The 24,159-nt window shown below is 44.0% G+C and carries 20 protein-coding genes; 7 read left to right on the plus strand and 13 right to left on the minus strand.

Going from position 1 to position 24,159, the window contains the following annotated elements; translation table 11 throughout:
- Positions 1 to 210: 210 nt before the first annotated feature.
- Complete coding sequence (locus IEN92_RS01020) at positions 211 to 2,031, minus strand: sulfatase-like hydrolase/transferase (protein ID WP_216159723.1); 1,821 nt, start codon at positions 2,029 to 2,031, stop codon at positions 211 to 213.
- 387 nt (positions 2,032 to 2,418) lie between these two features.
- Here IEN92_RS01020 and IEN92_RS01025 point away from each other — a divergent pair, with 387 nt between their 5' ends.
- Both IEN92_RS01025 and IEN92_RS01030 read left to right on the plus strand, forming a co-directional pair.
- Positions 2,419 to 2,889, plus strand: coding sequence for a hypothetical protein (locus IEN92_RS01025; protein WP_216159725.1), 471 nt, complete (start codon positions 2,419 to 2,421; stop codon positions 2,887 to 2,889).
- A 218-nt stretch (positions 2,890 to 3,107) separates the two neighbouring features.
- The gene (locus IEN92_RS01030; RefSeq protein ID WP_216159728.1) at positions 3,108 to 4,514 is read left to right on the plus strand and encodes a DUF2252 domain-containing protein; all 1,407 of its coding nucleotides are present in this window, start codon (positions 3,108 to 3,110) and stop codon (positions 4,512 to 4,514) included.
- 76 nt (positions 4,515 to 4,590) lie between these two features.
- On the opposite strand, the gene IEN92_RS01035 is transcribed toward IEN92_RS01030, so the two are convergent.
- The 4 genes from IEN92_RS01035 to IEN92_RS01050 all read right to left on the minus strand — a co-directional run bounded on the left by IEN92_RS01035 (position 4,591) and on the right by IEN92_RS01050 (position 8,254).
- Positions 4,591 to 5,142 (minus strand): hypothetical protein, encoded by a 552-nt coding sequence (locus IEN92_RS01035; RefSeq protein WP_215373622.1) that lies wholly within the window; start codon positions 5,140 to 5,142, stop codon positions 4,591 to 4,593.
- A gap of 42 nt (positions 5,143 to 5,184) precedes the next feature.
- Positions 5,185 to 6,444, minus strand: coding sequence for a hypothetical protein (locus tag IEN92_RS01040; RefSeq protein WP_216159731.1), 1,260 nt, complete (start codon positions 6,442 to 6,444; stop codon positions 5,185 to 5,187).
- A gap of 123 nt (positions 6,445 to 6,567) precedes the next feature.
- Positions 6,568 to 7,290 carry a hypothetical protein gene (locus IEN92_RS01045; RefSeq protein ID WP_216159734.1) on the minus strand — a complete coding sequence of 241 codons (723 nt, stop codon included), beginning with the start codon at positions 7,288 to 7,290 and terminating at the stop codon, positions 6,568 to 6,570.
- A gap of 73 nt (positions 7,291 to 7,363) precedes the next feature.
- Positions 7,364 to 8,254 (minus strand): hydrogen peroxide-inducible genes activator, encoded by an 891-nt coding sequence (locus IEN92_RS01050; protein WP_216159737.1) that lies wholly within the window; start codon positions 8,252 to 8,254, stop codon positions 7,364 to 7,366.
- A 139-nt stretch (positions 8,255 to 8,393) separates the two neighbouring features.
- Between IEN92_RS01050 and ahpC the strand changes: the two genes are divergently transcribed.
- Complete coding sequence (gene ahpC, locus IEN92_RS01055) at positions 8,394 to 8,957, plus strand: alkyl hydroperoxide reductase subunit C (protein WP_216159740.1); 564 nt, start codon at positions 8,394 to 8,396, stop codon at positions 8,955 to 8,957.
- Between the two features lie 105 nt (positions 8,958 to 9,062).
- Positions 9,063 to 10,640 (plus strand): alkyl hydroperoxide reductase subunit F, encoded by a 1,578-nt coding sequence (gene ahpF / locus IEN92_RS01060; protein WP_216159742.1) that lies wholly within the window; start codon positions 9,063 to 9,065, stop codon positions 10,638 to 10,640.
- On the opposite strand, the gene IEN92_RS01065 is transcribed toward ahpF, so the two are convergent.
- Positions 10,637 to 12,088: an NAD-dependent succinate-semialdehyde dehydrogenase gene (locus IEN92_RS01065; protein WP_216159744.1), complete on the minus strand. Its 1,452-nt coding sequence runs from the start codon at positions 12,086 to 12,088 to the stop codon at positions 10,637 to 10,639. The genes ahpF and IEN92_RS01065 overlap by 4 nt on opposite strands.
- Positions 12,089 to 12,252: 164 nt before the next feature.
- Between IEN92_RS01065 and IEN92_RS01070 the strand changes: the two genes are divergently transcribed.
- Positions 12,253 to 13,047, plus strand: a complete 795-nt coding sequence (locus IEN92_RS01070; protein ID WP_216159747.1) for a DUF4239 domain-containing protein — start codon at positions 12,253 to 12,255, stop codon at positions 13,045 to 13,047.
- 30 nt (positions 13,048 to 13,077) lie between these two features.
- The gene (locus IEN92_RS01075) at positions 13,078 to 13,953 is read left to right on the plus strand and encodes a CoA ester lyase (RefSeq protein WP_216159750.1); all 876 of its coding nucleotides are present in this window, start codon (positions 13,078 to 13,080) and stop codon (positions 13,951 to 13,953) included.
- On the opposite strand, the gene IEN92_RS01080 is transcribed toward IEN92_RS01075, so the two are convergent.
- Genes IEN92_RS01080 through IEN92_RS01095 form a run of 4 tightly spaced genes read right to left on the minus strand, consistent with a single transcriptional unit; the run spans position 13,950 to position 21,483 of the window.
- Entirely contained in the window at positions 13,950 to 15,392 is a 1,443-nt protein-coding gene (locus tag IEN92_RS01080) for an amino acid permease (RefSeq protein WP_216159753.1), read from the minus strand. The two genes, IEN92_RS01075 and IEN92_RS01080, sit on opposite strands and share 4 nt — an antisense overlap.
- A gap of 28 nt (positions 15,393 to 15,420) precedes the next feature.
- Positions 15,421 to 18,573 carry an efflux RND transporter permease subunit gene (locus tag IEN92_RS01085; RefSeq protein WP_216159755.1) on the minus strand — a complete coding sequence of 1,051 codons (3,153 nt, stop codon included), beginning with the start codon at positions 18,571 to 18,573 and terminating at the stop codon, positions 15,421 to 15,423.
- Positions 18,574 to 18,583: 10 nt separating this feature from the next.
- Positions 18,584 to 19,837: an efflux RND transporter periplasmic adaptor subunit gene (locus IEN92_RS01090; RefSeq protein ID WP_216159758.1), complete on the minus strand. Its 1,254-nt coding sequence runs from the start codon at positions 19,835 to 19,837 to the stop codon at positions 18,584 to 18,586.
- Complete coding sequence (locus tag IEN92_RS01095; RefSeq protein WP_215373645.1) at positions 19,834 to 21,483, minus strand: efflux transporter outer membrane subunit; 1,650 nt, start codon at positions 21,481 to 21,483, stop codon at positions 19,834 to 19,836. The genes IEN92_RS01090 and IEN92_RS01095 overlap by 4 nt, the downstream gene beginning before the upstream one ends.
- 395 nt (positions 21,484 to 21,878) lie before the next feature.
- Between IEN92_RS01095 and IEN92_RS01100 the strand changes: the two genes are divergently transcribed.
- Positions 21,879 to 22,097, plus strand: coding sequence for a hypothetical protein (locus IEN92_RS01100; RefSeq protein ID WP_216159760.1), 219 nt, complete (start codon positions 21,879 to 21,881; stop codon positions 22,095 to 22,097).
- 9 nt (positions 22,098 to 22,106) lie between these two features.
- Here the strand turns inward: IEN92_RS01100 and IEN92_RS01105 are convergent, their stop codons facing one another.
- The 3 genes from IEN92_RS01105 to IEN92_RS01115 form a co-directional block, all read right to left on the minus strand.
- Positions 22,107 to 22,484 (minus strand): hypothetical protein, encoded by a 378-nt coding sequence (locus IEN92_RS01105; RefSeq protein ID WP_215373649.1) that lies wholly within the window; start codon positions 22,482 to 22,484, stop codon positions 22,107 to 22,109.
- Positions 22,485 to 22,712, minus strand: a complete 228-nt coding sequence (locus tag IEN92_RS01110; RefSeq protein ID WP_216159763.1) for a hypothetical protein — start codon at positions 22,710 to 22,712, stop codon at positions 22,485 to 22,487.
- Between the two features lie 97 nt (positions 22,713 to 22,809).
- The gene (locus IEN92_RS01115) at positions 22,810 to 24,057 is read right to left on the minus strand and encodes a dicarboxylate/amino acid:cation symporter (protein WP_216159765.1); all 1,248 of its coding nucleotides are present in this window, start codon (positions 24,055 to 24,057) and stop codon (positions 22,810 to 22,812) included.
- Positions 24,058 to 24,159 lie beyond the last annotated feature (102 nt).

Here is a 24,159-nt window from a genome sequence, read left to right on the forward strand (position 1 = left end):
TAAACAAGCAAAACCAATCGCACACTTTATCGCACAGTGTTTTTTCGGCCTTATAAAACCTTGATTTATATGGGATTCTGAAGAGGCACAACGTCTTTTAATCCGTTGGTCGCGAGTTCGAATCTCGCCCGACCCACCAGTAATACAAAAGCCACCCTCGGGTGGCTTTTTCTTTTGTACTTTTCTAGCGCACTAAAAGTACTGAATGTGTTATCTCTGATCCTGTTTAACCATATGCCATCTACCGTTTCGAATTGGTAAAAAGCTGCCGTCATCAATTCCAACTTCTTGAGCAATCCGTTCGTTCATCACTTTATTCATGGCGATAATCAAATCACCATTCCTTTGAGGATCCATGGCTAAGTTATTCATCTCATTCGGATCGTTTTGAAGATCAAAAAGCTCCAAATCGTTCTTCGCTAACAGTTCTTCCATAGATGTTGGAGTATTAAATTGCAGCGGCGAGAAGTATCTTGAGAAACGGTATCTTCCATCAAACACACTACGAATACCAACCCGGTTAACAAAGTTGGGTTGATGTGCATTCAAAATCTTAGCCGACTCTTTGTAGTCGTACTTGCCAGACATTAACCAAGAATAGGTTTTTTCTGCCCAGAACCAGCTGGTAAACATCAACATATTAAAGTTGAACAAAGAAGCTGGTCTTGCCGAATCAACTTTGGCTTTTTCAGGCTCTTTAAATAATGGCGTGAGATCTTTGCCCTTGAGTCCTTCGGCTGCTTTTGCAACAATCTTTGGATCCTTGCCTGTCATCGCCAATATCGTAGTAGCTAAGTCAAGCTGCGAAGTAATTGCCTGACACTCTTTGCCACCTGGATAAGCTGGATGAATAATCATCAGCGGAATATGGTTCTGCTCTTTGTAAGCAGTAGTACCTTTGCCCCTCATTTGATGGGATCCACCCAACTCACCATGGTCAGCCGTAAAGATCACAATAGTATTGTCTTCCATACCGCTGTCTTTTAAGCCTTGCATGACTGCTGCAACATTCTCATCACTATCGCGCATACAGTTAAAGTAATAGTCGAGCAATAATCTCCAGCGTCGATCCTCATTAGGCCATGAGCCCATTAGCAAGTCCCAAATTTCTTGATAGAGTTTATGTGCTTTAGGTCTGCCGGGTGCATCCAGCGCTTGATGACGACTTTCTGGCAGTGGATAGTTATCCCATGTTGCTTGATATAGCTCAGTTGTAGGTGGTGGCAAGATAGTCATAGCATGCTTGGCACCTTGCACAGGTTTACCGGGCAAATCTGAATTCACATAGGTCACATCATGAGGATTAACGATATTGACTGCTAAATACCAAGGCTGCTTTTTAGCTCTAAGCTCTTGCCCCTCATTACGCAACCAACCAATCGCTGATGAGAGTGTTAACTTATCAAAGGTATAGCCACCCTGCTGCTGATCGACGATATCGCCAACGCCTAGGAAGTCATCAAAGCCATAGGATTTAATAATCTTACGATAGGTATCCATCGGAGCGTCATAGGCTTTCTTGACTGTATCCATATTGGCCGATAAGTGCCATTTACCTTGATAGGCAGAGTGATAGCCCAGCTCTTGAAGGCGATGTCCAATTGTTTTAACCTTTAGCGATAAATCAGGCTGCCATAAAAAATTAAGGTTATCAAAAATACCAGAGTGCTGAATGTGCAAACCCGTATAAATAACCGATCGAGCAGATGAGCACTGCATTGATGCCGCTTGGTGATTCGTAAAAGTAATTGCTTTCTTTTTAATAGCCTCACGAGCAGGAACGGGCATTGGCCATTTAGGGAAAAAATGCTCTTGGTCAACCAGAACAAAAAGGATGTTGTAGCCCGCTGGCGGTGAATTCGGCACAATCGGAACAGGCTTCTCAGAACTTGATTGAGCCTGTGTATTTTGTATGCCAACAGGTAACAAAGTGGCGCCTATTGCAGCGGCTCCAGATGCAAGTAGATTCCGTCTAGAGGGATTTTGAGGATCATTGCTAGCATCTACCACCTCGGGCGTTGTTGTTTGCATTACTTACTCCTTAGTGAGGTTGGTAATACTTTGAATTGGTTTAAAACATAGTACCTCAAATGTTTTCAGTTTTTATGGCGCTTTATCGATTTACCCGACAAACTGGTGTCGATGCCGCCCTATTTCACTTGAACCCAATCGACCCCACAAAACTCGCTGCCTATGTCGCACCTGTTTCTAGGCAGGTTTAAGCCAATGTCTAAATTACTGTTTTAGAACAATTTTGCGTCTTTTAATCCGTTGGTCGCGAGTTCGAATCTCGCCCGACCCACCAGTTATACAAAAGCCACCCTCGGGTGGCTTTTTCTTTTGTCAACGATTACTTTGGAGATATAGGCAAAATTGAGGTAATGTACTCCTGAGACTAAATACACTTTCAGGCTGAATATGTCCTACAAAATATTACTTTGCATTGGTTTTTCCATGCTCATTGCTGGATGCCAAAGTACACCTATACAGGTTCCACCGCTAGTCAATCCCGGAGGAGACGTCACTCTCATTTTTAATCGAGAAAATACGGTACTAACCAGCATTGGAAAAGCAAGGGTTTATATAGGTGATACTGATGTGTGCGCTATTCCAAACGGTGATAGCTGTCAGGTCAACATACCAGCAGGCAGACATGTCCTGAAAGTATTCAGCTATACGGATGGCAATTTCGGTACGTTTTCTCATGCTTATCAATTCGAGAGCGGTAAGACCTATCGATTTATTATTTCACCAAACAACCTGGGCATCGCTGTCAACTTTGTAGACCCAGGAAGCATCGCTTACCTTGTCGCTGATACCGTTAACCACCCGTCCAAGGATGACAGCAATGACGGCTCCCTCACTATGAAACTAGTTGATGAATACTAGGCTTTTCCTAGTTAGACTTAATTATTCAGTTTGATATCCGCTAGTCTATAAACGCAGTTTCGGCACAGCCAATCTCGCCCGACTCTCCAGCAATTAAAGCCACTCTCAGGTGGCTTTTTGGCACAATAAGCTAAACCACTCTTGCTGACCCAATTAGCATGGATATAGGGGATCAGTGAGACTCTTTATCTTGCAACTCTTCATGGCATCATTGGAATATGACTAGCAAACTATATGACTCTTTTCTTCAAAAAAATCCCAGCCCCCAAGAGCGGCTAAATTTAGGCAAATCTATTCGCAAGCAGGTTCCCCGCTCCTCGATTGGTCAATTTGAGATAGAAGCGGATCGTCAAACCCCTATTGATATTTTGCTTACTCAAGCACAATCACGAATCCCAGAATACGTTCCAATTCGCCATGCACGGATGGCAGTTGATCCATTTGCTTTTTATCGCGGCGGCGCTGCAATTATGGCTCATGACTTAGCCACTATCCCAAGCCCCCCTATCTCCGTTCAGCTTTGTGGAGATATGCATGTGAGTAATTTTGGATTTTTTTCCACCACTGAGCATCAACTGGTTTTTGGCATCAATGACTTTGATGAAACGCTGCCAGGTAACTTTGATTGGGATCTAAAACGCCTTACAGCAAGCGCCATGATTGCCGCCCAGCAGTTAGGCCAAGATCATACCTGGGGAGAAATGATTGTCCGGACCATCGTTAAGGCATATCGAGATTCGATGCAGCAATACTCGGTTGAGCCCTATATTGATCTTAAACGAAGCTATATTGATGACAAAGCACTCACTAGTGCTGCAGCAAAGCATGCACAACCAGTTAGTCAAAAATATTTGCAAAAATTACTAAGCAAGGCACGACAAAATAATAGCCATGGCTTGATTGGAAAGATTACTGAAAATACTCCAGAGGGCGTGAGATTAATTAATAAGCCGCCATTAATTGAACATCCTGAGTTTTCGCTGCATGGCTACAAAATATCGGAATTAAATGATGAGGGTCTCAATACCTACATTCCCTCATTAGCTCCAGATCGCAGAAATTTATTGCTACGTTATAAGTGGATTGACTGGGCAAGAAAAGTAGTTGGGGTCGGCAGTGTAGGAACCGCATGCTGGGTGATGTATTTTGAGGGCCTTGATGAGAATGACCCCTTATTTCTTCAAACGAAGCAAGCTCAGAAGTCGGTATTAGCCTCATTCTTTCCAGATACGCAGTTTAAAACTGAAGGGGAGCGTGTTGTCCATGGGCAATGCCTAATTCAAGGAGCTCCAGATCTCTTTTTGGGCTTTGGTAAGACTGCGGAGATGGATTTTTATGTGCGACAGCTGCGAGATATGAAGGGCGGTATGTCAATTGGTGGCGATGGCATCAATGCCAAAACCTTTCCGGACTTTGCAAAACTCTTTGGCTGGGCATTAGCAAATGCTCATGCTCGCTCTGGAGATGCAGCAGTACTGACCGGGTACTGCGGCAAGAGCGAAACACTGGATGATGCACTTGTTAACTTTGCGACAACTTATAGCAAACAGAATGAGATGGATTACGATAGCTTCTTGCGCGCTATTAAATCTGGAAAAATTTCTTGTGCAACAAAAGATTTCTAGTAAATCAATCGGTTTTTTCAGAAAGACAAAAGCCACCCTCGGGTGGCTCTTTCATATCTATGGTGATCGGTAAAGCTTATGGAGCAACCCATTGCTTCTTGAGTACTCTCCTGACCATTGGGTCAAATGTCGATAAAGGCTCACTTTTATAGTTAGGGTCAAACGAGATTTCATCATACTTAGCGCAAAACTCTACTGTTTGCTCATAAGCTGGGTCAGATTTAAATTGATCGCGTGCATTGGGATCTACACCAATCTTATCGCCATAAAAATAGGTTTGAAATAAGCCATGCTGTAGTAGCATCCAGTAATTATTTCTGGAGATGAAAGGATGCAAGATTGATCCAATCACTTCACCATGATTAAAGGGACCTAATGGCTCAGCAATATCATGAAAGAGCGTGACAACAACATATTCTTCATCACGATTATCTCGCAATGCTCTAGTAGCAGCCTGTAAGCAATGTTCTTTGCGAGTAATGTTGTAAGCAGTATCTTTAGAAAGGTTATCTAAAAGAGCAAAGAGTTGGTCTGGTAAGTTGGCCAAAGTCTTCTCATGGACCTCTTTCATGACATCAAAATCAGCAGTAGTACCCTGATCCATCCTAGTGAAATGCATTTTGTCCATAAGGATCTCTCTTAAATTTTTTGTTTAGAAGTGCGAGACTCTTTACTTCAGCAATACTGAGGGCGACGCCGGAATACTTCCCGGAAGCTTTTGCAGTGACATCAATTGAGATAACAATTTAATTGTCAGCGGTGAATATCCATTGTCATCACTTGGAATGCTGTAAGTTGACCCATCCCGCCCCACGATCATGGCAAAGGGCCTTGGAGTCGGCTTATCTTTATTGACTATTAGTAGAGCATCCCGATTAAGAGTGCCTTTATTGTTATTAAAGGTGCTCGCTGAGGGTGGCAAGGTCACTACATAGGGCTTATCAGCCAGTTGCGCTTTTACTACTTGACCTAAATACTCAAAGATATTATTAGTAGATCGAATGCGCACAATCAAAGTAGGTTGCCGTTTTTTGGCGACACTGGTTTTCAAGAGATCTTCTTCATTATTGTCTTCACAATAAAGCGTTTCTCCATACTTCTTTACTGGTAGATAGTTGGCATACTGATCTGAAGTAATGCAAAACTTATATTTACGGGAAACTTGAGTTGGCTGGTAAAGGGGATTTTTGGAGTCACCCACCTGCTTTAGCTGGATGTTTGAATCTTTAAGCATCGAAAAAGCTTGATCGCCAAATCTTGGGACAACTTTATCAACCGTCAGCGGCGGACCCAGTTTCTCTGATGCATCAATCAGTTGTGCAGTAAAGCCATCTCCAATAATCTTATACAAGTACTGCTGAAACTGAGCATGCTCTGGTCTCAGGGGGTTGTTAATCAAGACAGTCGATTTTCCATTGGGCTGGAAAATCTCAATCTCATCCACAACCATACTCATAATCACTTCCTTGGGAATGTGATTGTGGGAAAAATACTTCACAGTCTCTTTGGGTAACTCATTCAGATAGCTTGTCCAGAACACTGCGTTATCCAAAGAGGATTGTGTAAATGTAAATGAATTATTCAGTGTCAAAGCAGCGCTAGGGGTAACGGTAGACAGCCCGCCTTGAATGACGTTATAACCAGCATTTAAAGGCGCTGAGCCGCCCGAAAACAAGGCGCCAACCGAGGGGCTGACGCCAATTGCGCCAGAGCCATTGATGGTTGGCATATCTAAAAAGCTGACCATCCTATTATCAGCAGAACGCAAAATGTTTTGGAAAATGCTATTGGTTTGGTACTGCTCTAAAGAATAAGCATATTTAGCGGACATCTCACTGAAGTCTGGGGTGAAAGTCGAGGCGCATCCACCTAAAAGCAAGCCCATCACACTCAGGCTTAAATGATTACGAGTCTTTGAGAAGTATTTCATATATTTACAGTGGTTATCAGGATGATACTAACCCAATTCATCTGGCCACTAAAGCAGGCAAGGCACAAAAAAGGTTCAATATCCAGAGCAGATGATCTATCAGTCTCGTTTATGAGGGCTCATTTAAGCCACCTGTTTCGATAATCGATTTTGATAAAGATAAATTATTGAGGCAATCACCAATAATCCGAAGGCAATCGGGCCATGATAGCTTGCATGTGCCACCTGCAGTTCCCAGCCAAAGCCGATTAGTAAGGCCGCCCCTAAGAGATGCATACGTTTATTGATCGTCAGGTAGATTGCCAAAGAAGTGGCGGCAATAAAGACAGCCCAAGAACCGGCAAGACTGACAAAAGATCCAATCCCTCCTATCCAGGAATCTACCCACATGACATCCAAGAAGCGCTGAATTACATGGGCATCGTATGTACTGATTTCTCCGGCAGCGAAGAGTTGGTCAATCACAATCAACTGACGGCCTAAAGCAATCCCCCCAATACTATCGAGAACCGTAAAGTACACAACAAAAACAAAGATCGCAGCTCTTGCTATCCAAGAAAAAATTTCGCCTTTCGGTTTATAGGCTGGATCACGATGAAAGGTATCAGTCAAAATTAATAAACCTATTCCAACTAAAACCACTAATGGTGTTTGGACCATATGTAATAGGAACCACCAATTGGGGCCAAAATATGACAAGGCATCATAGTGCGGATCATGCGGCTGAGGATGACATAAGTACGCTGTCATTCCGGGATTGGCTGTAAAGTGGGCTGGATGAAAAAGCTCCATGCCCAGCAAAATCAATGGGGATAAAACTAAGCAAATAAAAAGCATGAGCCGCATCAACTTTCCCCCAAGTGGTATTTATGCACGGATACTAACCCACAAAAAAGTCTCGGGGAAGGCAATTTTCGGCCTAGCGCTTCATCACTTTGACAAGGGCATTAAATTCTTCAATTCTCGCGGTAGAGGGTCTCGCGACCAAGGCAATCTTTCTTTTGGGCGCTGGTGCGCTCAAGGGTTTTGCAATCAAATTTGTCTGTTTGAGCAAGCCAGATTTAACGGCCATCTCCGGCAAAAGCGCAATGCCTAAATCTGATTCCACCATCTGTACCAGCGTAAGTAGGCTGGTTGCTTCAATTCCATAGTGATTAGCGGCTGGACTTCTCTTGCATGCCTTGATCGTTTGATCGCGCAAGCAGTTCCCCTCCTCTAGCAATAAGATCCGATCCGCTAATTTATTGTTCAAATGAATGTCTTTGCCTTTGAGGGCCGGGTCATTTTCATTGCCAATAATCCAGAACTCATCGTCAAATAATTCTTTAGTCAGAAAACCTTCGGTATCGTAAGGCAATGCAATGAGGGCAAAATCTAATTCATGACGATTTAATTTATCCATCAAGTTACCCGACAAATCTTCTCGCAAAACCACCTTGAGCTTCGGAAACTGCTCTCGAATCTTCGGCAATAGTGTTGGCAATAGAAAAGGGGCAATAGTGGGTATTACTCCCAACTTAATCACGCCCACCATAGATCCAGCAGAACCCTCTACAAACTCGACTAAATCGTCTGCCTGGGCAATCAAGCGTTGCGCACGTTCTACTACCCCACGGCCAATAGGGGTTACTGACACTGAGTGCTTATCTCGCTCCACCAACTGCACACCCAGGGAATCTTCCAACTCCTTTAGACCAGCGCTCAGGGTGGACTGGCCCACAAAACAGCTCTCAGCAGCTTTGGTAAAGCTGAGAGTCTCGCTCAAAGCGATTAAGTAACGTAATTGCTTTATGGTGGGTAATGCAGCCATTTTGAGCCCTCTTTTGCTATCTTCAGCTGTTATCTAATAAATCGATTAATAACATCATATTAATTCATTTGAATGATCTAAGCAACAGGCTCATAATTCGTTCAGTTGTTAATTTTTTCAACCCCCTAAAAGGAACACTATGTCTATTATTAATACTGTAGTTCAGCCGTTCAAAACTGAAGCTTTCCACAATGGTAAGTTCGTGACTATCACTGACGAGAGCCTCAAAGGTAAATGGTCTGTATTGATTTTCATGCCAGCAGCATTTACTTTTAACTGCCCTACTGAAATTGAAGATGCAGCTGAAAACTATGCTGAGTTCCAAAAAATGGGTGCTGAAGTGTATATCGTGACAACCGATACTCATTTCTCACATAAAGTTTGGCACGAAACTTCACCAGCAGTTGGTAAAGCCAAGTTCCCATTGGTTGGCGATCCTACACACACATTGACCAATGCATTTGGCGTACACATTCCTGAAGCAGGTTTGGCATTGCGCGGCACTTTCATCATCAACCCAGAAGGCGTGATCAAGACAGCTGAGATTCATTCCAATGAAATCGCTCGTGACGTTAGCGAAACATTGCGCAAACTCAAGGCAGCTCAGTACACCGCTGCTCACCCAGGTGAAGTTTGCCCAGCGAAATGGAAAGAAGGCGCAGCAACATTGACTCCATCTTTGGACCTCGTAGGCAAGATCTAAGCTTAGTTATTGACTTAGTCATTCAATCAGACTCTCCTCGGAGAGTCTATTGGAGAGGACCAGATCCTGCCCAATAGACTCACTACATATTTTTAAGGAATCATCATGTTAGATAGCAACATCAAAACCCAACTCAAGGCTTACTTTGAAAAAATTGTGAGCCCAATCGCATTGACAGCCACCTTAGATGGCAGTGCTAAGTCAGCAGAGATGCTCGAACTCTTAAATGAGGTAGCAGAGCAATCAGACAAAATTACTGTTTCTATAGATGGTCAGTCTCCGAACGTGCCAAGCTTTACCGTTGGCAAAAAGGGTGAAGTTGCGCGGATTGCATTCTCTGGCTTACCGATGGGCCATGAGATGACTTCTTTTATCTTGGCAATTTTGCAAGCGAGTGGCTATCCCCCTAAAGTCGAGCAAGACATCATCGATACGATCCGTGGTTTAGATGGCAAATTGCGTTTTCAGACCTTTATTTCCTTGTCATGCCATAACTGCCCAGATGTAGTGCAGGCATTAAACCTAATGGCAGCACTCAATCCCAACATCGAACATGAAATGATTGATGGCGCCCTTTATCAGGGCTTGGTAGATCAGTACAAAATCATGGCTGTACCAACAGTCATCGTCAATGGTGAAGTATTTGGTCAAGGTCGAATGACTGTTGAGGAAATTGTTGCCAAACTCGATACCAATAGTCCACAAAAAGATGCTGCCAAACTCAATGCCAAAGAGAGTTTTGATATGTTAATTATTGGCGGTGGCCCTGCTGGCTCAGCAGCAGCAATCTATGCTGCACGCAAGGGTATTCGCACTGGAGTTGTAGCGGAGCGCTTTGGTGGTCAGGTAATGGACACCTTGGGCATCGAGAACTTTATTTCCGTTCAAGAAACTCAAGGGCCTAAATTGGTCCAAGCCCTCGAGCAACATGTCAAAAGCTATGAAGTCGATATTATGAATTTGCAACGTGCTAGTGCACTACGTAAAACCGATGACGGCCTTGAAGTCGAATTAGCCAATGGTGCAATTCTCAAGAGTAAAGCGGTCATTGTGAGCACTGGTGCGCGTTGGAGAGAGATGAATGTTCCGGGCGAACAAGAGTATCGCAACAAAGGTGTAGCCTACTGCCCTCACTGCGATGGTCCTTTGTTTAAGGGTAAGCGTGTTGCTGTGATTGGTGGCGGTAACTCTGGTGTTGAGGCTGCTATTGATTTGGCAGGCATTGTTAGCCATGTAACCTTAATCGAATTTGACAGTAAGTTACGTGCCGATGCTGTACTTCAGACCAAGCTTGCTAGCTTATCTAATGTCACCATTATTAAGAGCGCCCTCACTAAAGAGGCATTGGGTGATGGCACTAAGGTCAATGGTCTGCGTTACCTCGATCGCGTCACGAACACTGAGCATAATCTCGAGCTTGAAGGTATTTTTGTGCAAATTGGTTTACTGCCAAATACCGACTGGCTCAAAGGCACTGTGGAGTTATCCAAGCATGGCGAAGTGATTGTGGATGCTAAAGGTGAAACATCGATGCCTGGCGTCTTTGCTGCAGGCGACTGCACAACGGTACCCTACAAGCAGATCATCATTGCAATGGGTGAAGGCGCTAAAGCTTCACTGGGAGCGTTTGACTACCTCATTCGCTCCTCAGTAGTGGAGCCAGAAAAGGCTTTGGCTGCTTAAGACTGAATACCACCCATGCAAAGGTACTTCATCTCTAAGTAATCCTCAATACCGTGCTGGGATCCTTCACGACCTAAGCCGCTTTCCTTAACGCCACCGAATGGAGCAACTTCGGTGGTGATTAAGCCTTCATTAATACCAACCATGCCATATTCCAGAGCCTCTGCAACACGCCAGATGCGGCCAATGTTTTGGGCATAGAAATAAGCCGCTAAGCCAAATTCAGTGTCATTTGCCATGGCAATTGCTTCAGCTTCTGTTGAGAACTTGAAGATCGGTGCAAATGGCCCAAAAGTCTCTTCCCTGAAGGCCAGCATATCCTTGCTGGCACCTGATACAACGGTAGGTTCATAGAAACAACCTCCTAAAGGATGTCTTTTACCGCCGACAACTACTTTGCCACCCTTAGCAACTGCATCCTTGACCTGCGCTTCAACTTTGGCAAGCGCTTTCTCGTCAATCAATGGACCAATGACAGTATCGACATCTGCACCATTGCCAACTTTGAATGCACTCACTGCTTTAGAAAACTGCTCAACAAATAAATCGTATACAGAGTCTTGCACCATGATGCGATTGGCGCAAATACAAGTTTGACCTGCATTACGATATTTGGAGGTGATCGCACCCTTCACAGCTGCCTCAATATCAGCGTCATCAAAAACAATGAAAGGGGCATTGCCGCCCAATTCCATGGAAGTCTTCTTAACTGTGCTTGCACATTGCGCCAACAACAATCTACCAATTTCAGTAGACCCAGTAAAACTGAGCTTGCGCACGATAGGATTTGAAGAGAGCTCGCCACCAATCTCAGAGGCTGAGCCAGTGACACAAGAAAATACTCCTGGAGGAACTCCAGCCTCTTGCGCTAGCTGACACAGGGCTAATGCACTAAATGGCGTTTGGCTTGCGGGCTTGAGCACGATGGTGCAACCTGCTGCTAGTGCGGGCCCCACTTTGCGGGTAATCATAGCGGATGGAAAATTCCAAGGCGTAATGGCTGCACAAACCCCAATGGCCTGCTTAATCACAATTAATCTTTTGTCTTTGGCGTGCGCAGGAATTGTTTCACCATAAATACGCTTGGCCTCTTCGCCAAACCACTCAATAAAAGCAGCACCATAAGCAATCTCACCACGACTCTCGATCAAAGGCTTACCCTGTTCGGCCGTCATTAACTGAGCCAATGCTTCCTGGTTCTTCATAATGAGATCAAACCAGTTACGCAGAATTCTGGCGCGCTCTTTAGCGGTTTTAGAACGCCATGCAGGTAAAGCTGCATTTGCAAAATCAATCGCCCTACGAGTCTCGGCAGCCCCCATATTGGGTACCGAGCCAATCAACTCTCCAGTAGCTGGATTGTGCACAGGAATGGTGGCTTGACTATCTGCATCCATCCATTGGCCGTTGATATAGGCTTTTTCAAACTTGAAGGCTAGATTACTCATCTCGTATACGCTCTATCAGACTAGATTTAAAGACCCTGTATTGATCGGGATTAAGCCATTTTATACGCCGCTAGATAAACCAATCAGGATTGAGCGCTTTGCCATTCTCGGGAAAAATGGTTTAGGCTATGGGTATCTCAATAACCCCCTAAATACACACCACTATGGATCTCCCTATCTTAAGACAAGCACTGCAATTGTCTGGCGTCGACCTAAGACTAGAGCTCATTGTTATTGTTTTATCTCTATGCTACTTAGTCTTCTGGATTTTTCAGAAGCAATTTCCAAATGCACTTTTTGGAGAAGACTCAGAATATGCTGGTTATATCTACAACGCTATGGGAGTGGTATTTAGCCTTGTATTTGCATTTGTGACTGTATTGGTATGGCAAAACTATAACGGGGTGAGTGATGCAATTACCAAAGAAGCAAGTACTCTCAATAATATGTATCGACTTTATTCAGCATTTCCACCCGAGGTTGAAAAAAAGGGGCGAGAGCAACTAAGAACCTATACGAAAACCATTATTCAAGAAGAGTGGCCTCTTCTAAGTAACGATCAATTTAGCACCAAAGCCTACCAAGAATTAATACAGATTGTAGATAACGTTATTCACCTGCAACCTCAAACTGTAGGGCAATCTAACGTCCACCAACAAATGATTCACTTAGCAGTTGAAGCCACTGAGCTCAGACGAAGTCGTATCTACAATGCACGGTTCGGTTTGGCGCCTCCAGCATGGCTAGGGCTACTCAGCAGCTCTTTAATCTTTTTATTTTTTTCATGCCTATTTAAGATGAAATCAGTGAGAACCCATTTGCTTTTGATACTGTTTCTAGGCTTAACCATTGTCGGCGTCTTGTACTTCTTGATCCTATTCCTTCACCCCTTCCTAGGTCCGATGGCACTTAACTCGGAGCCATTTGAAAATCTATTGAAATTGTCATGGATTTATTAAATGCTGTGATGAGATTGATATAAGGGAAATATGAATCAGTCGATCCGCCCAAGGCGCTCTGTGCTCTACATGCCAGGAGCCAATACGAGAGCCTTAGAAAAGGCTAAGAGCCTGCCTGCTGATTCTCTGATACTCGATTTAGAGGATGCAGTAGCGCCGGACGCAAAAGTCGCTGCCAGAGAAAATATTCTGAGCGCCCTAGAGTCAGGGTTTGGATATCGTGAGGCGGTAGTCAGAATTAATGGTCTAAATACAGCTTGGGGAAAAGCTGACTTAGCATTTTTTGCAAACAGCAAAGCAGATGCCATTCTCCTGCCTAAAGTAGAGTCGGCAACACAAGTTCTAGAGGTCGCCGCCCTACTTCAGAAAATGAACGCACCAAGCACTATGCGGATTTGGGCCATGATTGAGACGCCGTTAGCAATCTTCAAGTTACAGGAAATTGCCGACGCGCATCCATTGCTTGAGACCTTAGTCTTGGGCACCTCTGATCTTGTGAAAGATTTGCATGCTCGCCATACCCCCGATCGAATTGAGACTCAGACCGCACTCTCCCTCTCTGTATTGGCAGCCAGAGCCTATGGTCTATATGTTTTGGATGGTGTTCATCTCTCATTAGATGATGAAACAGGACTAAAACTGTCTTGTATTCAGGGGAGAGATATGGGTTTTGATGGCAAGACCTTGATTCATCCAAATCAGATCGTACTTGCTAATGAAATTTTTGGGCCTTCCCCTGAGGAGATCCTTGAAGCCCAAAACAGAATCGCCGCATATGATGCAGCGATTCAATCAGGCGCAGGGATTGCCGTCCTAAATGGCAAGTTGATTGAGGAACTCCACATTCAAGATGCCAAAAGAATCTTGGCCCTTGCAAAGGCAATTAGCGATAGAGAAAAATCTTAAGACTTCTCTAGGTATTTTTTAGCCGCAGCATTCTGAGCCGCAACCTTTTCCTCAAAGTCAGCAATCAGTTGCTTTTGCTTTGTACTTCTTCTAGTTTTAATTCGATACATCGCCCAAAGACCAATAAACCAAACTGGTAGAACAAAAAGGGCGATCCGAGTATCGTCATTGAGAGTCAACGCATAAATCACAATCCCAAAGAAAGCAAAAGCTACATACGGCATCACTTTGCCCAGCGGCATCTTAAACGCAGATTCATCATGGGCTTGAGGTAGTCGTTTGCAATAGACTAAATAGGCCAACAAAATCATAGACCAGATGTAAATAAAGATTAAAGCGGATATCGTCCCTACTAACTCAAAAGCACTCATCATCGATTGAGTCGTGGTGAGCACTATAGATGCCGATAGAATGAGCCCCGTACCCAAGAATATTCCACCCGTCGGAATTTGATAGGTTGATAACTTTCCAAAAATAGCGGGAGCATGGTGATTTTTAGATAAACCGTACAGCATTCTTGAAGTCGCATAGATACCGCTATTACTCGAAGAAGTTGCAGAACTAATCACTACAGCATTAACGATTGAGGCAGCTGCAATCATGCCTACTAGAGAGAACATTCCAACAAAAGGACTTTGATCTGCAGGAATATCATTCCATGGCGTTACCATCATTAAGACGGTGACTGTGCCAATATAGAAAATCATGATGCGCCAAGGAATCTTGCGAATGGCATCAGGAATCATTTTCTCGGGATCCTTAGCTTCCGCCATCATTGTGCCAACGACTTCCATACCAGCAAAAGCAAAGATAGTTGTCTGTAGACCCAAAAGCAATCCTGAAATTCCATTGGGGAAAAATCCTCCATATGACCAGAGGTTGCTAATACGAGCCTGAATGCCACTCGGAGAAACAAAACCAGTAACAGCTAAGTAGAGTCCCAGGGCAATCAATCCAACAATGGCAACGACTTTAATAATGGCCATCCAAAACTCCAGCTCACCAAATGCTTTCACAGACAGAATGTTCAGGGCCAGCAATAAGGCAATGAGTACTAGCGCAGAAATCCAAGGAGGTAGATTTGGCCACCAAAATGCGATATAGCCTGTAATGGCAATAATTTCTGCGATGGCCGCCACAATCCAGGCAAACCAATACGACCAACCAACAAAAAATCCTGCAGCAGGCCCCAATATATCTTCAGAAAAATCTACAAAGGATTTGTACTCGAGGTTGTGCAGTAATAACTCACCCATGGCTCTCATCACAAAATAGAGCACTAAGCCGGTAATTGCATAGATCAAAATAATGCCAGGGCCCGCAAGTGAAATAGTTTTTCCAGAACCCATGAATAGACCAGTGCCAATACAGCCACCAATAGCAATCATCTCAATCTGGCGCTGGCCTAAACCCCGCTCTAGCTTTCTATCTTTGTTCATATCTATCCTTACTAATTTTGATGCTTACTTATTTTGAGGCTAATTTACGGGCTTCAATTTTCTCTTGCTTTTTCTTTTCACGATTCTCAAAGAAGGTTTCGATTTCTACATAGAAAATAGGGACTAGAGCTACCGCCAAACAGGTTGAGGCAATCATGCCACTAAATACGGTGATACCGAGCGAGATCCGCGCTGCTGCCCCAGCACCAGTTGACATCAGCAAAGGCATTACACCCAAGATAAAGGCAATCGAGGTCATCACAATTGGTCTAAAACGCTCTTTGGAAGCTTCTAGGGCCGCATCAACAAAACTCATCCCCTTTTGCCTGCACTCAATAGCAACTTCAACAATCAAAATGGAGTTCTTACAAGAAAGTGCAATCATCAGGACTAGGCCAATCTGCACATAAATATTATTTGGTAGCCCAGTCAGCAATAAAGCGATGACGGTACCCGATAATGAGAGTGGCACTGCAGTTAATACTGCTAAAGGTGCAATCCAAGTTTCATATTGCGCTGCAAGCACCAGATAGACCAACAAGATCGAGAGTGCAAAAATCAGAATCACGGTATTACCAACCAGTTTTTCCTGATAAGACATGCCTGCCCACTGATAGGTTACGCCATCTGGCAAAGTTCGGTTAGCCAGTGCCTCTAAAGCCTTGATGGCCTCTCCAGAACTGTATCCATCCTTCGCAGCGCCAAGCACAGCAGCTGATGGATAGAGCTGGAACTGAGATGCAAATGCAGGTCCAGTAACCTCTTTCACATCAATAAATGATCCAAGAGGTACCATGCTTCCGCTCTTATTTTTGACATACAAGCGATTGAGTTGATCAACGGTACTGCGGTATTTTCCATCTGCCTGAACATACACCTGATAGGTTTGTCCATACTTGAAAAATTGATTGACATATGTAGAGCCTACATATGATTGCAGCACATCATAAGCATCCCCAATTGCTACCCCAACCGTTTCAGCTCTTGCTACATTGAAACTCAACTCTAGTTGTGGAACATTGTTTTGGAAAGGTGTGAAGGCAGCCATGATTTCTGGAAGTTTTTGCGCCTGATCAATAAAATTCTTAGTAGCGGCATCTAACTTGGCAAAGTTATTACTACCATCAGTCAACATCAAGCGCATTTCAAAGCCGCCAGAAAGACCTAAACCAGGAATGGCTGGTGGTAAGAGCACAAAGGACTTCAGCTCTTGAACTTGCTTGAGGCCTTCGTTCATATTCATGTAGATACTACGCAGGTCCTCACCCTTACCGCGCTCATCCCACTTTTTCATAATCACATAAATCGCACCGGAGTTTGACTGTGAAGTACTGTTATTCAATAAATTAATGCCACCAATGACAACCGCAGTATCAACTCCAGGAACTTTTTTCAGTACATCCACTGCCTTCTTCATGCCAGCTTCTGTCCGCTGCAAAGAGGCTGCATCTGGCAGCGTAGTGGATACCACTAAATATCCCTGGTCTTCATTCGGAATAAATCCTGAAGGAACAAACATCAAACCTACCAGCGAGGCAATAATAATGATGATGCCGACCATAGCGCCCTTGGCGCGATGATTCATAAGATGTTGAATCTGATGTTCATACCAAGTGGACAGCCGATTGAAATACAAATCAAACTTTTGATAAAACTTATTTTTAACTAAATTCGGATCAATCGGTTTTAAATATTGAGCAGACTGAGTTGGCTTTAAGGTGATCGCGTTGATACCGCTGATTAATGCTGTAGCAGCAATCACTAAAGCAAATTGGCGGTACATCTGCCCAGTAATCCCAGAGATGAATGAGGCAGGAATAAATACTGCCATTAAGACCAGAGTAATGCCAATGATCGGCCCCATTAATTGGGTCATCGCATCAATGGCGCCTTGCCTTGGCGACTCACCCTCTTCTACTTTTTTGGAGACAGCCTCCACCACCACAATCGCATCATCGACCACAATGCCGATACATAAAACAATGGCAAACAATGTTAAGAGGTTGATGGAGAAGCCAAGGGCGGCCATACAAGCGAATGCGCCAATGATGGTAACCGGCACTGTCGTTGCTGGTACCAAGGTAGCCCGCCAGTTCTGCAAGAAAATCATGATTACCAGCAATACTAAGATGCCAGCCTCATAAAGTGTTTTATAGACTTCATGGATTGAGGCTTGCACGAACATCGTGGTATCAAATGGAATTGCCCATGAGACTTCTTTAGGCAAAGTCTTTTGAATTTGTTGCATTTCAGTGCGGACAGCATTTGCTGTTGCAATCGCATTCGCACCAGGCATTTGATAGATCGCAATACCGCCAGCAGCTCTTTCATCAATCTTGAAGAACTGGCTGTAGTTTTGGCTACCCATTTCAATCCGAGCAATATCTCGTAAATAAGTAATTTCAGCCTTGCTACCTGTCTTCACCACAATCCTGCCAAACTGCTCAGGAGTGGTCATAGCACTTGTCACATTCAGAGTGAGCTGAAAATCCTGGCCCAAGGGTGTTGGAGGTGCACCAATTTGCCCTGATGTCAGCAAGATATTCTGTCGATTGATCGCGCTAATCACATCGTTTGGCGTCAGATTGCGCATCTTCAACTGAGCGGGGTCTAGCCAAACGCGCATACTGTAATTGCCCACACCAAATACGTTCGCGGCAGCAACGCCTGGTATGCGTGCCAAACGCTGTTGCAATTTGAGGTTTGCAAGGTTACTTAAAAATAAACCGTCGTGATCTGGATTGGATGAAGTAAGGGTGACAAACTGCAAAATCGCAGTTGACTGCGTTCGTGTAGTGACGCCCTGCTTCTGGACTGCCTGAGGTAAAGAAGGTACTGCAATTGCGACGCGGTTTTGTACGTTCACCTGTGCCAAATCAGGATCAGTACCGACTTTAAAGGTCACCGTTAAAGTGTAATTACCATCGTTAGTGGATGAAGACTCCATATAGAGCATTCCATCAACACCATTGACTTGGGTCTCAATATTACTTGCTACTAATTGCTGCACTAAGGTTGCACTGGCACCTGGATAGCGTGTAGTCACCTGAATGGTAGGGGGAACAATGTCCGGATACTGTGATATCGGCAAGCCGAATATCGATACAGCACCTATCAACATCATCAATAGAGCAATGACGTTGGCCAGTACTGGCCGCTCAATGAAAAATTTAGATAGCATATTTACTGAATCAACGGAGCGTAATTGGCTCAAGCGTCACTTGGCTTGGGTTTGCCAATTGATTGATGCTCAGATTGATAAAGCCATTAATGACTACTTGACTGCTAGCTGTTAAGCCTTTGCTTACCTCAACATATTTCGCAAAGTTCTGCCCAAGGACAATATCTTGACGCTGCGCTCTTTTTGCTGCATCCAAGACGTAGACATAATCACCTACTTGATCTGTCATGACTGCAGTTCTTGGTAACAATAATGCTTGTCTAGGTGGGCCATACTGGGCCATAACGCGCGCATATAGACCAGGAATAAGTTGATATTGCTCATTCTTAAAAATGCCACGCAATTGTAAAGAACCTGTTTCAGTAGAAATCAAGTTGGCGGCATAGTCTAAGACCCCTTCATGCGGATATCCAGTATCACCTTGAAGCCCAACAAATACAGGTAAGGTGTTGACCTCTGATTTACGCTCTGCGTTCTGATCCACACCCTTCTCAAACTTTAAGAAATCACGTTCATTGATCGAAAAATAGACATAAATTGGAGAGATCTGCTGAATAGTAGAGAGTTGCACTCCTTTAGAAGTTGTATCTAAATACGTACCGACATCCAATAAATGTTTACCCATCAACCCATCAAATGGCGCGCGGATTTCGGTATAGCCTAAATTAATTTTTGCGAGCGTTAAGTTAGCTTCCGATTGTTGGTACTGGGATAAGGCTTTATCCACCGCCGCTTGTGAGGTAGCGTTTTCTTTCAGCAAAGATCTCTGACGAGAGTACTCGCTCTTCGCTTCGGTATAAATCGCTTGTTTTAATTTGACCTCCTGAATATAGGTATCTTGCTCGATTACAAATAGCAGGTCTCCTTTTTTCACCATGGCACCGTCCGCAAAGCCAATCTTGGTAAGGTAACCCTTCACGCGTGCATCTAAGTTGACAGTAAGGTAAGGGTCTACGATGCCATCGAAGGTGGCATAGCTACGCACTTCTTGGGAGAGCGGCAATGCTGTTGTCACGGGAACTGGCGTTTGCTTGATCTCTTTTCCACAAGACTTCAGACAAATAATCACAATGAGTGCAAACAAAACCAAAATAGAGATACCTATCGTTCTTGGGGATAACTTTTTATTAACAACAGGAATATTGATCTGACTGAGTTTCTCTAAGAGCGCATTCCAACGCGACACCAGCGAAACTCGGAGTGGCTCAACTTGCTCCTGTAACTTGGTCAGCAAAAGTTTGGCTTTTAATAAAAGTTCTTTCATGGTGCTGCGCTTCCCTGAGTCGGTGTAGAAGGTTTATTGGGTACTACAGGCTTAGAAGGATCGGGAGTATCAACCACCAGTTTTCCTGCCTGAACATTTAGTGGATCACCAGTTTTTGTCAGCACATTACCCCAATCAGTACGGTCATTCATATTGGCAATCATGGTGTCTGGTAATTTTGGAGCAGTCATATCCGCTGTCCAGCCACCACCGAGTGCTTTAAACGCACCAACATAGCCAATGAGCTCGTTAGATTTTGTTTGCACTAAGGAGCTCTGAATATTTAACAATGATTGTTGAGCAGTAATCACCGTGGTGTAGTCATTCTGTCCGGCCTTGTAGCGCTCTAAGGCTAAATCTGCAGCACTCTTGGCGGCGATGACCCCGCGACCTAAATCCTCTTTAGAGCTTTTGGTAGTGGAAATGGTAATGAGGGAATCTTCAACTTCCTTTTGGGCCACCAGCACTTGATTTTGGTAAGCCAGCAGATTTTGCTGAAACACGGCATCCTGCACGCGCACTTGATCCACAATTGCGCCTCGATAGAACAAAGGCAAATAGAGTCCAGCAGTCACACCAGATGAATTATTACCCCAGCTAAATAAGTTTGGTGAAGTTAAGCCGCCGTAATTGGAAGTTGCATAACCAAATGTCCCGCCCAAGGTAAATGTTGGATAGAGCTGGGCTTTATTCACACCAATCAAAGCAGATTGAGCCGCCGCATTAAATTCTGCCTGAAGGACATCGGGACGACGCCGCAATAAATCGATTGGCATACCAACGCCTAACTCAGTAGGCGGCCTCAAAGAGCCTTTGGTTGCCCCATAGGTCTTTTCATAATAATCAGGAGGCTCACCCAATAAGATGCTCATCGCATGTTGAGACTTTTTAAGATTGGCAATTAAACCGGGGATCTGAGCTTTAGTCTGCTCATATTGTGCTTGCGCTTGACTAAGATCGAGCATAGAAGTTGCGCCATATTTAAAGCGCGCACTGGCAATGCGTAGGCTTTCCTTTTGCAACTCCAAATTGGTTTTAGAAACAGCAATCAATTCCTCGTAGTTCCGAATATTGATATAGGTATTGGCAACGTCAGCCGTTAAGGAAACATCTGCAGAGTAATAAGCAGCTACGCCAGAAAAGTAAGCATTCAAAGAGCTTTCAATACCACGCCTTGCTTTTCCCCAAAAATCCAACTCCCAATTAAATTGCACCAATATATTTTTGGCTACTAGATTATTAGGATCGTTAATCGCTTCTTGGATTGCACTATTCCGATTATTGGAATACGTACCACTCAATGCTGCTGATGGTAAAAGCGCCGCATCACTCACACCAAGTTGAGCCTGCAATTGATAAATCCGTAATGCAGTTTGTTGCAGCGTTAAATTCTGTGCCGTGGCTTGCTTTAACAACTGATTCAGAGTTGGATCGTTAAAACTTTCCCACCACTGCACTGGATCCAGAATCTTGTTGGAATTCTCACCTAAAGACTCTGTGAACTCGGTTTGAGTTGGCGCACGGTATTGCTCGCCAGTCTTGACCGCAGGTCTTGAATAATCAGGTCCGACCATAAAACAAGCAGTTAGCCCAGTTGTAGCCGCTAGGGCTGCTAAATAGGCTATCGTTTTTTTAGGAAAAAGCATGCAAAAGTGGGTGATTTCAGATAAAGATCATTGAATATTAACCTTGAACACACTATTCAAGTTCAGCTGGGATTATCAACCACCCCCTGCTAGGGCTGCGTAGCCAGGATTATTAGGCTTTATGGCCTTGAGAGGCTTATATCTAGGTGGATATGGTGACTCACTCCAATATCCCAACACTCCGAGGATTTTCATCGCTCGATGCATTGAGATGACAGAAAAATGACTTGCACAACATCAGTGCTAGAAAAAGATATTTTCTAGAATGAAGCGGCCCAAAAGCCTTTAGCACAGCCCTTCTTCCTCGAATTTGGCATACACAAAAATGGTGCATACGATTTTCAAAATTGTGCAGAATGCAAGGGAATGCTCCTTTACACATCCTAAGATAGGGCATGCGTATCAAGATCACCAAAAGCCTTGTTCTGAGCGCTCAGATACAAGAAACAGAAACGATTCCCGAGGCACTCTTTCCTGAAGGGGAGTATTTGGCCAATCTGACCCCAGAGGGAAAGATTGAGGTAATCAATACTAAGAAGATCAAAGCGCTCTTTTCTTTTTCCCAGTTCAGAGAAAAAGTCTCACAAGGTGACTTTGTTGTAGTTGAAGCTTAGTGATTCAAATTAGTGATCTAAATCTAAACTCTGGACTAAGCTAGCAAGCTTCACTAAGGCTTCGAAGGCTCCTGAAGAGCTGGACTCGACATCCAGATTCTCCCAATTAAATTCTAGGGAAAAGTGGGCGGACTCAATAATCAACTCATAACTAGAGGAAGCTTTATGACTCGGGTTAGCATCTAACTGCTCAGTAACTGGGACCGCAAGCACCTTGATGCCCTCTAGCAATAATTGAACCTCAGCATTAGATAGCTCTCGGGTATGCAAGACATCGTCAGTTCTTTTGATGGATATCTTTGAGACTTCATCAATGACTACTTCATATTGATTTAAGCCCAAATCAAACCAAACAGTTAACTCTAGGGCAATTGGGTAAGTATTCATTTAGTCCACCTCGTCTGCATGGGTTTCATCGAAATGCGCTTTGTGCGGTTTTAGCTTTGCTTCCAGCTGAACCCATTTACTATGTTGCATTCTGTATTCACAATTTTCTGCATGGTTCTCCAAGAGACCAAAAATAGTCGTTGTCGGAATCTTGCAATATTGGCAGCGATAAGCATGCTGATGCTCTTCAATTTTTTCTTGGGGGTAATCAATATAAAACGGCTTCATAAAGCTCTCCAAAAACTGGGCATCCAATGAAAGAATCTTACTCTGCATTAAGGACAACTCATTCAAAATACTGCAACCTTGTTGCAATGCAATGAGGCTAGCTCTGCTTCCTCACTTCGCCTTCCAACTCACCCTCCCATTTGGAAATGACCGCAGTTGCCATCCCATTTCCCAACACATTGGTAGCAGAGCGAGCCATATCCAAGAAATGATCCACGCCCAAAATCAATAAAACGCCAGCTTCAGGCAGATTAAATTGGGATAAGGTAGCTGCAATCACTACCAAGGAGGCGCGGGGAACGCCAGCGATACCTTTAGAGGTAACCATGAGAACTAAGAGCATTAGCAGTTGTTGACTCAACTCCATTTGCACACCATAAACCTGAGCGATAAATAAAGCTGCAAAAGTGCAATACATCATGGAGCCATCTAAATTAAAAGAATAGCCAATGGGCAAAACAAAAGAAGCAATTTTATTTTTACAACCGAAGCGCTCCAATTGCTCCAGTGTCATCGGATATGCCGCCTCAGAGCTAGCGGTAGTAAATGCAAGCAATGCTGGTTCCCGCAACATCGATACCAAATGTAAGGCGCGCCATTTGAGAACAACCGAGCTAATCAAAATAATGACTATCCATAGGACAGCAATAGAAGCATAGAAGCTCAGCATGAACTTGCCATAGGTGAGGAGAATTGCCAAACCATTCTCTGCAATCACAGTTGAAACAGCTGAGAACACTGCGATTGGTGCCAACTTCATCACTGCACTGGTAATCTTGAGCATGATGTGGGAGAGCATATCCAGATTGCGAACGAATTCATTGGCTCGCTCACCCATACCAGCTGCACCAACGCCAAAGAACACGGCAAAAACAACAATCTGCAGAATCTCGTTTTTAGCCATGGCATCAAAGATGCTGATTGGGAAAATATGCCGCACAAAGTCTGGCAGATTTAAGCTGTTTTTATTTAACCCAGAACTAGCGGCAATTTCCGGAAGGGTGAGCTCAACGCCAACCCCAGGCTGGAATACATTCACCATCACCAAGCCTAGTAACAAAGAAACCAAGGACATAGAGATAAACCAAGCAAAGGTTTTTAATCCAATCCGCCCAATTGCTGAAGCATCTCCCATTTTGGCAATGCCAACAACCAAGGTTGAAAAAACCAAGGGAGCAATGATCATCTTGATGAGCCGTAAGAAGACATCGGTCAGTATCGAGATATAAGAGACGTAGCTACTGGGAAATGTGCCGCCAGCACCAAGGGCATGAACTAAATATCCGGCTACTATTCCTAGTACCATGGCCCCCAGAATATAGTTGGTTAGCTTTTTAGAGTTCATGGCAGTTCCTAATCTAGATGGAAAAGAGTATTGGCAGATTTTACCCATGAGCCCCAAAACATCCCAGCCAAAGTAAACTGCTGGAGTCATAATGAACCATTA

Source organism: Polynucleobacter sp. MWH-Creno-3A4, assembly GCF_018881885.1.
Taxonomy (GTDB): domain Bacteria; phylum Pseudomonadota; class Gammaproteobacteria; order Burkholderiales; family Burkholderiaceae; genus Polynucleobacter.